Origin of the sequence: Alteribacter populi (assembly GCF_002352765.1) — a bacterium.
Classification (GTDB): Bacteria; Bacillota; Bacilli; order Bacillales; family Salisediminibacteriaceae; genus Alteribacter; species Alteribacter populi.
Genome location: NZ_KZ293963.1, coordinates 3365808 through 3379696 on the forward strand (window position 1 = coordinate 3365808; position 13889 = coordinate 3379696).

The following is a 13889-nucleotide window of genomic DNA, read 5'->3' on the forward strand; positions in this document are numbered from 1 at the left end:
TAAGTAGGCTAATGACCGGTAGTCAATTTAGGTTTTAAAAGCGTTTACAAAATAGTGATGTTTAAAAGATATGGCTGTTCGTTTTGCGGTCCTAGTGAGAAATAAAGAATTTATCGATCCTATCGTGATGGAAATTATTGAGAAAGGTGGTATCTGTGAAGGGTTCTCCGTTAATCTAATGGATAAAGCATCTGGAGGAGGCTGTATGTGGAACACAAAACTTGTTGTACTGTAGATAGAGGAGCAATAAATAATGACAGTCAAAAAGCTCTATTAAAGCAGAGGGAAATGGGTAGAGATAAAGGAAAACAAGTGCGGCATGGTGAAAATCTCATTAACTTATGTGGAGGTGAATTCTATATGGGTACAAATGATGAAGAAGGGTTTACATTAGATGGTGAAGGTCCTATAAGGAAAGTTAAACTAAGTCCCTTTGCTATTGATCGATACACAATAACAAATAAACAATTTAAAGAATTTATAGAGGATACTGGATATGTTACTGATGCTGAAAGGTTTTGTTGGTCTTTTGTTTTTCATTTATTAGTTTCTGATGAAGTTAAAAAGAGTGTAAAACAAGCTGTAAAAGAGACTCCTTGGTGGCTGGTGATTGAAGGAGCTACTTGGAGAAACCCAGAAGGACCAGATTCATCTATTGAACCTCGCTTAAACCATCCAGTAGTGCACGTATCATCGAATGATGCATTAGCATACTGTGAATGGTCGGGTAAAAGATTACCAACAGAGGCCGAGTGGGAATACGCTGCAAGAGGTGGTCTTAGTAAAGCAAAATATCCATGGGGAAATAAGCTTCTAATCGATGAAAAGCATCAGTGCAATATATGGCAAGGTAATTTCCCTACTAATAATACAGCAGCTGATGGCTTCATATCAACAGCACCAGTAAACTCATATTCACCAAATGGCTTTGGATTATATAACGTTTCTGGAAACGTATGGGAGTGGTGTTCCGATTGGTATTCTAATGAACAACCTAGAGGAAAAGTGATAATAAATCCAAAAGGACCAGAAAAAGGTATAGCTAAGGTCATGAAAGGTGGTTCCTATCTTTGTCATACATCATATTGTAATCGTTATCGTGTTGCATCTAGGATTGGGAATACCCCAGATAGTTCAACCGGAAATATAGGGTTTCGCTGTGCTGTTGATTTATAATAATAGTGGGTGGGTACGGTCTGTAGAGAGAATAACTATTATAAGAGTAATTAAGAGGGGCTTATTCCTGTATATCTAATTTAAGTGTTTAGAAGTAAGCACAATTAGGGTGAATTTTGGTCGTATTGTTTGAAACCATTTCTGAAAAAGCCTCCAGCACGGACTGACTACCATACAGGAAGAGGCATTCATCCCGTAGGACTAAAGTGAGTACACCCTAAAAATGTCCATTTTGAGTATACTATAATTGATAAACTAGAATGAAGTAGTGCTAGAAAAAATGCAGTGGGTTTGAGATCTAAACAAGTAGTTTCTTTGGCGACATAATATGATACGATAAATATTTTGTAAAGAATTTAGTGGATAAAAAATCATCGTTTTAACATGGTTACAAAGGATGATCTTTTGTATAGATTAAACTAGCCAAACTAGCTTAGCATTGTAGGTTCATTACTCTTGATAGGTATTTTCTTGAATATGCTATATTATATTTAGTTGTTATGTTTGACTATTATATTCCATCTGCTGTTCGAACAAGTTTAATGCTTTTTTTAAACTATCAGATTAACTAGAGGATGTTTTAAATAAAGATCGAAATAATAGAAAAAAAGATGAGTAAGTAGAATTCGTCATTTACGCGATAAGCCATCTCAATCTGTCACCATTTGTGACGGTTGAGGTGGCTTTTCTTGTTGGTTAGAAAGTGGCGGGTTATTGAGAGAGATTTTTTGAATTAAACTATTCAGAAACAGTAGGTTCAAGCACAGTCAATGTATTATCTATCGTATTGAGATTGACAGACGCACCTATCGGAATAGTAGCTTTATATGAACCGTGTCCTGTAGCGAGGTTGGTCATCAGAGGTTTTCCTAATGGTACTAACTTATGATTGATTAAATCTGCATACGTAGTGTTATAAGATACGGGGCAGTTCGTACATTCTCCTATGATTATACCTAGACAATCCTGGAATTTACCTGACATCGATAGTTGAGTAAAATGTCTCAAAATTGTTGTAGTAGGGGAATTGATTTCCTCTAAGAAAAGGATTTTCCCTTCTGTATCAATTTCATATGGTGTTCCAAGAGTATTAACGATCGAAGTCAAGTTTCCGCCTACGATAGGTCCCGTTACATTACCTGGTACTAGGCTCACCTGTGGCATATTCGGTGGATTTTCAATTAGCCTAGGAGTATTCAATGTAGAGGTAGCTTCAAAGAATTGATTAAAGTTATATGCAGGTGTATCCATTCTAAAATCGATAAGCATGAGGGCGTGAAACGTCATTAAGTCACTAAATTGATACAACGCGTTAAGGAGAACGGTGATGTCGCTATAACCAGAAATTATTTTAGGATTATCGTTAATGTCTTCATAGTCTAGATAAGGAAGGATGGTCTGAACCCCAGTCCCTCCTCGTGTGGCTAGAATCATTTTGACATTTGGATCTCTGAACATGCTCATTACATCTTCGGCTCTTTGTTGAGCTGGTGCAGCTTCGATGCCTTCAAAAGCATAAATATGATTGCCAAAAACGACATCAAAGCCCATATCTCTCAAAGTTTGAGCTCTGGCATTAATCGTATTAGCATCAAGAGGGCTACCAGCTGTAACCAATCCAATCGAATCTCCGCTTTGCAACAACGGTGGTCTTATGGCCATGATATTCTCTCCTTGTTTTCACTTTTGAATTGGCTAGAGGTATAAGAGCGCGGTTACTTATAAATATATGAAGAGATATTTATTTTATAAGCAAAATGCTTATGAACCGCTTGATCGTAAAACGAACGAAGAATCCTTCAATTGAAAAAAATACACCCAAGAAGAGAACGATAGCTACTTCCATAAATAACTTTCATTTTTCCTAGGCCTTATTACCTGAATAAAAGGGTAAGAGAAACGAGTATGAGGACGGAAGTTTGGAATTTTTAGAATATAATTATAATTTAATTGACAACCCTTTTTCTGCTTTGTTTAAATGTAATACTATAATGCTTTTATTAACTAGCAAATCATAAATAGATATATTTACATAAAAACGTGTTCAAAAAGGAGCATAAAACAAGCTGAGTAGGTCGAGATGGAGAAGCAAGCGAACGATGAGGTGCGAAGCTGTTTTTAGCGGTCTTTTTAAATGAGTGCTATATCTATGATGTTTTTGTTGAGAAAAAAGGGGGAGTTATTCCATAAAATAAGAATAACAACTTAAAGCACCAATTAAACTTCTATGTCAACATATCAAGTAACTCGTAGACAACAAAGCTAATTGAAGTTGGTTTACAAAAAATAGAAAATGAGTATTTGAAAATTGGCAGTCAACACCCCGCTAAAATAAAAACGTGATGGAGGGTTTGACGATGAAACCGGAAGTAGACAAGCAACATAGTACTTCAAAGGATCTAAACAGAAAAAGGTGGGAAATGCCGGATACTTATGTAATACTATTTCTGGTTTTGCTTGTCTCTGTTATTTCTACCTATTTGATACCATCAGGAATGTTTGAAAGAGAAACAGTTGATGGTGTAGAAAGATTGGTCCCCAATACATATTCACAAACAGATGGAGCCTTTTTAGGGATAATGGATATTTTTATAGCGATTCAAATGGGGATGGTTCAATCAGCGGATATTATTTTTATGGTTTTATTTACCGGCGGTGCTTTTGAAATTATTGAACGTTCAGGCGCCTTACGAGGAGGAATTAACCGGGCAGTAGGCATCACAAGGGGAAAAGAGTTTTGGATGATTGCTATTGTCTCTACTTTATTTGCTTTAGGCGGCGCTGTAGGGGCGGTTGCAAATTCAGTCATTGCGTTTGTCGTCATTGGCGTGATTATTGCCAGGACATTAAAGCTTGATCCTATTGTTGCTGTAGCTATTACGTTTGGAGCAAATTTTGCCGGGTTTAATGTTGGTTTTATGAACCCCTATACTGTAGGAATTGCTCAGGATATTGCAGATTTACCCCTGTTTTCAGGAGCAGCTCTGCGAATGGTTGTGTTTGTCGTTATCTTATCTATAACGATCTGGTACATATGGAGATATGCCAAGAGGATAATGGATGATCCTTCAAAAAGTCTTGTGGGGATTTATGAGGGAATTAATCCTGATGAAACAATGGAAGCTCCCTTTACGTTTCGCCATAAGATCCTTTTAAGTTTTGTTGCTCTTAGTTTAATTTTCTTTGTATACGGTTCGATTCAATTGGAATGGACAATTAATCACATGGCCGCCTTTTTCATATTCATTGGATTAGTTTCAGGGATTATTGCTGGCATGCATTATAACACCATTGCTGTTACTTTCTTAAAAGGGACGCAAAAGCTTGCTTATGGTGCTCTGGTCGTAGGGTTGGCAAGAGCTGTGATAGTTGTTCTTGAAGACGGCGAAGTGTTGGATACGATTGTCTATGCGTTATCTGTACCTCTGGAGAATCTTCCTTCGGTAATAGCTGCGATTGGCATGTTTATTACGAGTGGTTTATTAAACTTTTTGGTCAATTCCGGAAGCGGTCAAGCCATGATCTCCATGCCTATGTTAACCCCGCTAGCCGATATGGTAGGAGTAACGAGACAAGTAGCTGTCCAGGCTTTTCAATTTGGTGACGGTCTGACCAATAGTATTTTTCCGACGTCAGGGATCCTTATGGCAAGTCTAGCGGTAGCTGGCGTATCTTGGACAAAATGGGTGAAATGGATACTGCCATTATTTTTAATTTGGGTAGCCATTGCCATTGTGATGCTTTCTATTGGTGTGTTGATTGAATGGGGACCTCACTAGAAGTGATGATAATAAATAAGGTATTGAGTGAACGAGATAGACTGATAGAGAATAGCCATTTTTAAAAGACCAGAATGTATAGAGCGGAAAGCCACCTTCACGCTGCTCGTCTCAAGGGTAAAGCATCCTTTTTAATAGCTAAATCAACCACACGTATTATGTTGATTAATTTACAATAATAAACACACTAAATAGAAAGACAGAAAGGGGTATTAGACAATGAAACAAAGTATGTTATTGATGGGACTACTGTTGGTCATTTTAGCAGCTTGTTCTCCAGGGGACGAAGATGGTCAAGGGCAAACAGATGAGCAGATTCCACCAGAGTCAACGACAGAAGAAGAAGCATCAACTGTCGCTAGTCAAATGGGTAAACTTGAAGCAAAGGCTGAGATGAAGAATACCGAAAATGAGAATGTAGGTGAAGTGCTTTTTTATTTGAATGATCAAGGTCTGACGGTAGTGGAAGCAAATATCGAAAATCTTGAACAAGGGTATCGCGGCTTTCATATACATGAGAATGCTGCCTGTGATCCAGATGCAAGTGATGGTCCTTTTACCACAGCTGGAGGCCACTATCATGGTGAAGATGAGGGACATGGCCATCATACAGGTGATATGCCCTCACTATATGTTAATGAAAATGGTACAGCACAAATGATCGCTGTGATAGACGGATTTGTTCCTGAGGAGTTATTAAATTCGGATACGGCTGTCATCATTCATGAAGGTCCTGATAACTTTGCTAATATCCCTGATCGTTATCAATCCAGTGAACAAGAAGAGTCAGGACCAGACCAAGCTACACTTAATACTGGTGATGCTGGCGATAGAGCAGCGTGTGGCGTCGTTTCTGTAGTAGAGTAATAGTTTATAAGAGGGAATAGTAGTTCACTGCCAAAGCCTAATGCATCTATAAAAGTGCTTCAATAAGTAGGAAGCCCCTTTGAGGGTTTTGATGAACTTATGGGATTGAAAATAGACAATGCGGAGCTGAATTCAGGGTCTCAGTCACAGGATTTTTCTGTGAAAAAGTGAACGATTCAACCCTGATTCAGCCAATATAGTTTTCGGCTAAAGTGAAGCCTTATTACATAATAGGTATGGTATACAGGAAGTTTCAGGAAGGAAAATACAGTAATCAATTGCAATTAGGTTTCTTCGTTCAGTTGCTGGTTATGAGCTTTTCCGTAAAAAATCGCCATTCAAATTTGGACCATTTTCTTCGTTAGATGAGTCGGTTCCTAAAGATACAAAGAATCAATGGTAAAGACTAAAAAGAGCGGTTTGGCTTTTTATTTTTCTGTTGAAAGCGCTTTTTTAATTAGCTAAATAAACGAATCATCTGGATTATATACAAATGGTTAGAAGTACTATTGCTTATATGGTATAAAACGCCTTTTAGATGTAAGGGAGGTCTTGAGTTGAAAGCAAATGTTTCTTCAGTTTGGAACAAATTATGGAATTCTCATCATCAATCTAAAAAACTTCTAATGTTTTTTTTGCCGGTGAGATCGAATAATAAGGCTGAAACGGTGAAAAAGGATAGTAGTGAGCCAAAAAAACAAAAACCATCCAGTTATAAAACACCGCAAAAGATAGGATTGTTTTTAGGTCCCCTTCTCTTCATAGCTGTTCTATTATTCTTTTTTCCTGAGGGGTTAAGCTATGAAGGAAGAATCGTTCTAGCAACGACTTTATGGGTTGCGACATGGTGGATCACAGAAGCCATTCCGATTCCGGCAACGTCGCTACTCCCGATTATTCTTTTGCCAATTACCGGGGCATTAGATGGTGATACCGTTACGGCGTCCTATGGTAACCCGATTATTTTCTTATTTTTAGGTGGATTTCTAATTGCACTTGCAATGGAAAAGTGGGATCTTCATAAGCGAATTGCATTAAATATCATTTCAGTTATTGGCACAAGTCCATCAAGGATTGTGTTTGGTTTTATGGCAGCGACAGGCTTCTTATCAATGTGGGTTTCAAACACGGCAGCTGTGATGATGATGCTGCCAATTGGAACGGCTATTACATATCAAGTGGCTCAAGCTTTAAAAAACGATAAAACAAATCTAGGAGAAGAAGAAAAGTTTTCAAAAGTGCTTATTTTTGGAATCGGATATGCTGGAACAATTGGTGGATTTGGAACGTTAATTGGAACGCCACCAAATATCATTCTTGCAGCAACTGTTCAAGAATTATTCGGAGTTCAAATCTCTTTTGCGGATTGGTTATTTTTTGCAGCTCCTATCGTTGTGATCTTACTCATTAGTAGTTGGTTGTTTTTAACGAAAGTCGCCCATCCAATTCAGTTGAAAGAATTACCAGGCGGTAAGACACTAATTGAAAATGAGAAAAGCAAGCTAGGGAAGATCAGCTTTGAAGAGAAAGCAGTATTAGCAGTCTTCTTATTTGCAGCATTTATGTGGATTACAAGAACGTTTTTATGGGAAGGTCAAATTATGTTAATTCCTGGCCTTAGTGATACGATGATTGCCATATTTGCTGCCGTGTTATTATTTTTAATTCCGTCTCTAAATAAAGGAGGCCGCATTTTAGATTGGAATGTTTCGAAAGATGTTCCATGGGGGATTTTACTCTTATTTGGTGGGGGCTTAGCGATTGCCGCAGGTTTCCGTGAATCTGGTTTAGCAAATTGGATGGGTGGCCAACTGACCGTTTTAGAAAGTGTTAACTTTATCTTAATGATTGTTCTTACAGCAGCTTTAGTATTATTCTTAACAGAAATTACGTCAAATACAGCAACAGCTACGATGATCTTACCAGTTTTAGCAGCTCTAGGATTAGCTTTAGGCATTCACCCATTTGCGCTTATGGTACCAGCAGCGATGGCAGCAAACTGTGCGTTTATGCTTCCTGTTGGAACGCCTCCAAATGCGATTATTTTTGCATCTGGTAAGTTAAAAATTATAGAAATGGTTAAAAACGGCTTCTGGATTAACATTTTATCTGTCATCTTAATTACATTGGCGGTCTATTTCTTACTGCCATTATTATGGGGAATTGATTTAAACGTTTATCCATCTGAATTTAGATCGTAATCAAAATGAAGGAGTCGTTAGACAAACGACTCCTTCAGGTCATTCTAAACAATAGAAGGTAATGGTTTTTTTAAGATCAGAATATATAAGAGGACAGCTACCTTCACTCCGCTCGTCTCAAGGGAAAAGCATCCTTGAGACTTTAAAACATGCTGCGGATGCTGACGCTGTTTTTCTTAACCATTGGGCTCGTTGAAAAGGTTGCGGAATAGTTTTCCACCCCACCGCGAGACAAACGTTACGCTGAGTAGAAATTAGGCCCTGAATCATTTGTCTGTTGTTCATAAAGATTTAATATCGGTATTATGTTATTGAAGATAATTATTGCCTAAAAATAATGTCTACCGTGGTTAAGAATCGATTCATTAATACCCTTTTTTATAATCTGCCAAATTAACGCTAGGAATTTTTCCTTTTACATAATCCTCTAAGTTAGGGATAAAGATATTCTCCATAACTCGCTTATTATAATGTTCAGTGGAGCCTGAAGTGTGTGGTGTAACGATGACATTTTCCATTTCCCAGAATGGGCTGGTTTCATCCAACGGTTCATGCTCAAAGACATCCAGTCCGGCACCAGCTATTTGTCCGTTTTTCAATGCTTCGATCAATTCAGCTTCTTTTACAAGGTGTCCGCGGCCGATGTTGATAAAAAACGCTGTCTCCTTCATGAGATGAAATTGCTCTGCACCAAATAATTGATGTGTTTCTTCTGTAAGCGGCAGGGTAACTACGACATAATCACACCGAGGAAGGATGTGGTTTAGCTTGTCTGGGGTGAACATGTCATCAACGTCATCTTCTTCTGCTCCTGAATGACGGATACCAAGGACAGTCATCCCGAATGCTTTTGCGAGCTTCGCCGTTTCTTTGCCGATCGCGCCGACACCGATAATTCCCACGGTTTTATTATGTATTTCCATTCCTATTCCGGAGTGGTGCCACGTTTTTGACTGCTGATTTCTTACATATGTATGGATCTTTCGAGTCAACGCAAGCATTAAACCGAAGATGGTTTCGGATATTGGATATGCGTGAACGCCATTTGCACTTGTTAATTGAATCTCTTTATTTTCTAAACACTTTAAAGGAAGCCCGTTAATCCCAGCACTCCACGTCTGCAGCCAGCGAAGCTTCGCATCAGGCTGGACCACAATTTCATTCATCTCTTTCTTCCACCCGACTATAATTTCTGCCTCTTTAACATGGTGGCTCCAGATCTCCCGGTTTTTCCCGATTATCACATCCCAGTCAGGAACTAGTTCTTTCACACGTTCTTGATGTCGTTGATCAATATCGTGTGTGATGAGCAGCTTACGTCTTTGCATAAATGGCCTCCATAAAATTTTTTATTTTATTAAAATTATAGCATAGGAAGTTCCTTCGTAAGGGTGGGAGAAACAGGGGCCCTGGTTGGAAAACAATGAAAACAAGACCTCTCGCTCATTTTTTACTTATACGAGTGGAAGGTTTTTGGGCTTTTGGTTTATCTCGTGGCTGTCGAACACACGGGTAGCTGTCTCCTCACCGTTTGTCAAAAAGGGAATACGGTTGATGGTTGAGCTTTGTTTACAGGTACAAATAAACAAAACTATGATTTTATTTCAGTTTGATAATATATTACGTAAAAGCATAGAAGGAATGACAATAAGAAATCTACTTTGACAAGATACCCAAAATTCTGAAAAGTTAAAATTAATACTTGCGTATAACTAAGCAGTGTCTTATAATTAAAAACAATATCATACGTACAAGTTAATACTCAAATGAAAGCGCTTCTATAGTATGTTGTTTTTGAATGACAATAACCTTTGTTTTCCAGTTAAAAGGTGGTGTGGGAGGTGTTCTGTGAAGGTGGTATTAAGAGTGACGAGATCACGAGGTGTCCATTAACAGGTCTACCAAAACAAACATGTACGTACGTTTTTTGGTGATGAAGTTATTAGTAAATTTAGCAATTATATTTATTTACTATAGTGGGAGGTAATGGGATGAAAAAATACTTATTTATGCTCGTATCAGGAGTTTTGATGCTTGCGGGCTGTGGGGGAAATGGGGATGCTGGCGGAGATGGTGGCGGTGGTGAACTCGAAGAACAAGTCGTCGTAGGTGATGATATTGAAAACGCGACAGAGTTGACTTTCTGGAATTTCCAGGAGTTACACACCCAATTCTTTGAAGATGCTGTTAACCGCTGGAATGAAGAGTTCCCTGACCGGGCGATTCAACTGACTGCAGAAACGTACCCGTACGATCAGATGCACAATAATTTGTTGTTGTCACTCCAGTCTGGGAGTGGGGCACCGGACATCGCTGACATTGAAATCGGCCAATATGCTAACTTCATGCAAGGGGAGGTTCAGTTAGAGTCAATGAATGACCTCGTTGAGCCAGAGCTGGGTAATTTGGTAGAGTCCCGCTATGAAATTTACGCAAAAGACGGTGAGTATTATGGTTTGCCGACGCATGTGGGGGCTACTGTAATGTTCTATAACGAAGAAATTATGGAAGAAGCCGGTGTTGACATTGACTCGATTGGAACGTGGGATGACTACGTTGAGGCTGGACACCAAGTTGTTGAAAATACGGATGCTGTCATGACGACAGTAGAATCCGATGAGACATGGACGTTCTATCCGTTAATCAGTCAAAGAGGGTCCGATTACTTTGATGAAAGCGGTGACGTGATTTTAGATAATGAAACAAATATTGATACGTTGCAATTTATTCACGATTTAGTTCACGAATATGAAATTGCGGAACTTTCACCAGGCGGTGGTCACCACGCTGAAGAATATTACGGATTTATGAATGACGGAAGAGCAGCTTCATTAATGATGCCAATGTGGTACATGGGTCGGTTCCTTGACTATATGGAAGACCTTGACGGGAAAATGCAAATTCGTCCGCTTCCAGCATGGGAAGAAGGCGGTAACCGTTCAGCGGGAATGGGTGGAACTGGAACCGTTGTCACCAACCAAGCAGAAGACCCTGAACTGGCGAAGGATTTCCTTGCGTATGCCAAGCTGACGGAAGAAGGAAACATTAAGCTGTGGGAAATCCTTGGGTTTGACCCTCCTCGCCACGATGTGTGGGATTCTGAAGCGATGCGAGAAAATAATCGATTCTATGACTACTTCCACGATGATATTTTCGATATTCTTCTCGGGATCCGTGATGAGGTGAACGACTTGAACATTACTGAGTACACGCCAGACGCTCAGCAGGAAATTGAAGCAAGTGTCTTACACGCGGTGCTGCGTGAGCAGAGCAGGTCACCTGAAGATGCTTTGCATGATGCAGCAGAAGCTATACGAAGTAGAATGATAGACTAATTTCAAATCGCTAATCATTGACTGCCCAGGGTGAGTCCCCCTTTCTCCCTGGGCGGACATATTTAAAAAGGAGGGAAAGAGCCGTGCAAACTTCTATATCAACTGAGAAGAGAACACCTCCAACAAAACAGACAACCCGCTCAAAGCTTCTCTACTCGAAGAACGCAGCACCTTATATATTTGTTTCACCCTTTATTATTTCTTTTCTACTACTTTTTTTATATCCGTTTATAAGTGCTGTGAATATGAGTTTTCAGAGAGTTCTCCCAGGTCAAATTGATTATATCGGGACTGCGAACTATTCACGGGTATTTAATCCGACATTCTATACAGCGCTGCAAAATACAACCATTTACGTTATTTTAACAGTTATCATTTTAACTGCTCTTCCACTTATTTTCGCGGTTTTCTTGAATAACCGGCTGATGAAGTTCACAAACTTTTTCCGTGCTGCGATTTTCATCCCAGCGCTCACATCTGTTATCGTGGCCGGTACCATATTTCGAATGATTTTTGGGGATTCTGATACGGCTATTGCGAACCAGTTTTTAACCTTTATTGGGTTATCGCCAATAGAGTGGCGATACGGAGCCGCTTCTGGGATGTTTTTGATGGTTGTACTTGCTTCGTGGAGGTGGATGGGGGTCAATATCCTCTACTTTCTGGCAGCGTTACAAAATGTAAATAATGACTTGTACGAAGCGGCGGACATTGATGGCGCTAATGTTTGGCAGAAGTTCAGACATGTAACGTTCCCGGCTATTAAACCAGTTGTAATTTTCTTATCAACAATTACGACTATTAATGGATTTCGGATGTTTGAAGAAAGCTTTGTATTCTGGGAAACGAGCTCTCCAGGGAACATTGGGTTGACCGTTGTAGGATACATTTATCAGGAAGGGATTCAGCGGAATGACATGGGATTCGGTGCCGCTGTTGGGATTGTTCTCCTGATTATTATCTTTATTGTCAGCATCATTCAACTATACCTAACTGGTGCATTTAAAAAGGGTGATTAATATGATGGAAAAAGCGCTGAAAGAAAAAATAATCTCAGGTTTACTACTGGTGTTATTCATGTTTGTTGCTTTTGTGGCGTTGTTTCCAGTCATTTCTCTGGTCGTAGCGTCTCTTAGTCCGGCTTCGGATTTGATGAGGTATGGCTTGTCGGCTGAGTTGTTCTTATCTGCTTTCGACTTTCAAAACTACACTGCTATTTTTGGAGCAGAAGGAGGAGCTTACTGGCAATGGTATTTAAATAGTATTATCATTTCCGCAGTTTTGATCGTGTTGTCGCTGTTTTTCTCATCCATGGTCGGTTATGCACTCGCCTTGTATGAGTTTAAAGGGAAAAGGTTAGTGTTCTTGCTCGTTCTATTAATCTTAATGATTCCATTTGAAATCTTGATGCTTCCGCTTTTCCGAATGATGACATCATTCGGGCTGGTTGATTCATATCTCGCTGTAATGCTTCCGTTAATCGTAGCACCGATTGCCGTGTTTTTCTTCCGACAGTATTCATTGGGGTTACCAAAAGAACTAATGGAATCAGCGCGAGTGGATGGGTGTACGGAATATGGGATTTTCTTTAGGATTATGGCCCCGCTTATGTTACCGTCTTTTGCGGCGATGGCGATATTGCAAGGGCTGACAAGCTGGAATAACTTCCTCTGGCCGTTGCTTGTGTTAAGGTCCAATGACATATTTACGTTACCGATCGGATTGGCCACATTACTTACACCCTATGGGAATAATTATCAAATCTTGTTCTCAGGTTCAGTGTTAAGTATTATTCCGATTATTATTCTGTTCTTGTTTTTCCAGCGTTTCTTTATCGCCGGTTTAACAACAGGGGGAGTAAAAGGCTAAGGTCAAAAGGATTACAGAAGAAAGGGTGAACGACATGGTTGTAGAAAAACTAGAGAACCTTTTCAGAGTAATATCGAAATTTGCTTTATTAAATATGATGTGGCTCGGGTTTACAGTCCTTGGCTTTGGTGTGATTGGGTTCTTTCCTGCCACCGTTGCGATGTTTTCGGTATCACGACAGTGGGTGCGCGGTGAACAAAACATTCCGATATTTAAGACATTTGTTACATGTTTTAAACAGAACGTGATGAAAGCCAACCTTTATGGATGGGCGACAGCTTTTATCGGAATGGTCCTTTTTGTGAACTATCAGGCAATAACGATGTCAGGGGCAGAGGTACCGTTGTTCATTGTCATTTCGTTTATATTGCTCGTCATCTTTTACTTGCTAATGGCCGTTTCTGCTATTCCTGTATCGATTCATTTTGAAGGAAACAGTTTTGATTTGATCCGGAAAACAACGCTATTCGTTATGGGACGTTTTCACATTGCTTTATTGTTTCTCGTTCTTGTATGGGCATCCGCTCACGTTTCATTGGCGTTTCCAACTGTGATTCTGTTTTTCTCTGGTAGTGTTTTATCCTATATTCTCATGTGGTTCTTTACTCGTACGCTTGAAAAAATCGAACATAAACACGCAAAACAAAGTTTTTCATAAAAGA

At 39.4% G+C, this 13889-nt stretch carries 10 protein-coding genes; 8 read left to right on the forward strand and 2 right to left on the reverse strand.

All coding sequences use genetic code 11. The annotated features are described in order from the left end of the window. Positions 1-201 precede the first annotated feature (201 nt). Positions 202-1176: a formylglycine-generating enzyme family protein gene (locus CDZ94_RS15705; protein ID WP_483414910.1), complete on the forward strand. Its 975-nt coding sequence runs from the start codon at positions 202-204 to the stop codon at positions 1174-1176. Between the two features lie 738 nt (positions 1177-1914). Here CDZ94_RS15705 and CDZ94_RS15710 read toward each other — a convergent pair. Further along, entirely contained in the window at positions 1915-2838 is a 924-nt protein-coding gene (locus CDZ94_RS15710) for a S66 peptidase family protein (protein ID WP_096438620.1), read from the reverse strand. Positions 2839-3533: 695 nt separating this feature from the next. Between CDZ94_RS15710 and CDZ94_RS15715 the strand changes: the two genes are divergently transcribed. The 3 genes from CDZ94_RS15715 (at position 3534) to CDZ94_RS15725 (ending at position 8023) form a co-directional block, all read left to right on the forward strand. Continuing rightward, positions 3534-4955, forward strand: coding sequence for a YfcC family protein (locus CDZ94_RS15715; protein WP_245415746.1), 1422 nt, complete (start codon positions 3534-3536; stop codon positions 4953-4955). A 219-nt stretch (positions 4956-5174) separates the two neighbouring features. Next, the gene (locus tag CDZ94_RS15720; protein WP_096438622.1) at positions 5175-5822 is read left to right on the forward strand and encodes a superoxide dismutase family protein; all 648 of its coding nucleotides are present in this window, start codon (positions 5175-5177) and stop codon (positions 5820-5822) included. A gap of 557 nt (positions 5823-6379) precedes the next feature. Further along, on the forward strand, positions 6380-8023 hold the full coding sequence (locus CDZ94_RS15725; RefSeq protein ID WP_198546725.1) for an SLC13 family permease: 1644 nt from the start codon (positions 6380-6382) through the stop codon (positions 8021-8023). A gap of 365 nt (positions 8024-8388) precedes the next feature. Here CDZ94_RS15725 and CDZ94_RS15730 read toward each other — a convergent pair whose 3' ends face one another. Next, entirely contained in the window at positions 8389-9351 is a 963-nt protein-coding gene (locus tag CDZ94_RS15730; protein ID WP_096438624.1) for a D-2-hydroxyacid dehydrogenase, read from the reverse strand. Positions 9352-10014: 663 nt separating this feature from the next. Between CDZ94_RS15730 and CDZ94_RS15735 the strand changes: the two genes are divergently transcribed. From CDZ94_RS15735 to CDZ94_RS15750, 4 genes are all read left to right on the forward strand, one after another. Beyond that, complete coding sequence (locus CDZ94_RS15735; protein ID WP_096438626.1) at positions 10015-11358, forward strand: ABC transporter substrate-binding protein; 1344 nt, start codon at positions 10015-10017, stop codon at positions 11356-11358. A gap of 245 nt (positions 11359-11603) precedes the next feature. Next, the gene (locus tag CDZ94_RS15740; protein WP_425352543.1) at positions 11604-12377 is read left to right on the forward strand and encodes a carbohydrate ABC transporter permease; all 774 of its coding nucleotides are present in this window, start codon (positions 11604-11606) and stop codon (positions 12375-12377) included. A gap of 4 nt (positions 12378-12381) precedes the next feature. Then, positions 12382-13227 carry a carbohydrate ABC transporter permease gene (locus CDZ94_RS15745; RefSeq protein ID WP_096440914.1) on the forward strand — a complete coding sequence of 282 codons (846 nt, stop codon included), beginning with the start codon at positions 12382-12384 and terminating at the stop codon, positions 13225-13227. A 34-nt stretch (positions 13228-13261) separates the two neighbouring features. Next, positions 13262-13885, forward strand: a complete 624-nt coding sequence (locus tag CDZ94_RS15750) for a YesL family protein (RefSeq protein ID WP_096438630.1) — start codon at positions 13262-13264, stop codon at positions 13883-13885. Positions 13886-13889 lie beyond the last annotated feature (4 nt).

What these genes read in the sequence shown, in the direction of transcription:
- CDZ94_RS15710 (WP_096438620.1), bottom strand. Translation starts at nt 2,838, where the DNA reads ATGGCCATAAGACCACCGTTGTTGCAAAGCGGAGATTCGATTGGATTG.
- CDZ94_RS15715 (WP_245415746.1), top strand. Translation starts at nt 3,534, where the DNA reads ATGAAACCGGAAGTAGACAAGCAACATAGTACTTCAAAGGATCTAAAC.
- CDZ94_RS15720 (WP_096438622.1), top strand. Translation starts at nt 5,175, where the DNA reads ATGAAACAAAGTATGTTATTGATGGGACTACTGTTGGTCATTTTAGCA.
- CDZ94_RS15730 (WP_096438624.1), bottom strand. Translation starts at nt 9,351, where the DNA reads ATGCAAAGACGTAAGCTGCTCATCACACACGATATTGATCAACGACAT.
- CDZ94_RS15735 (WP_096438626.1), top strand. Translation starts at nt 10,015, where the DNA reads ATGAAAAAATACTTATTTATGCTCGTATCAGGAGTTTTGATGCTTGCG.
- CDZ94_RS15740 (WP_425352543.1), top strand. Translation starts at nt 11,604, where the DNA reads ATGAGTTTTCAGAGAGTTCTCCCAGGTCAAATTGATTATATCGGGACT.
- CDZ94_RS15745 (WP_096440914.1), top strand. Translation starts at nt 12,382, where the DNA reads ATGGAAAAAGCGCTGAAAGAAAAAATAATCTCAGGTTTACTACTGGTG.
- CDZ94_RS15750 (WP_096438630.1), top strand. Translation starts at nt 13,262, where the DNA reads ATGGTTGTAGAAAAACTAGAGAACCTTTTCAGAGTAATATCGAAATTT.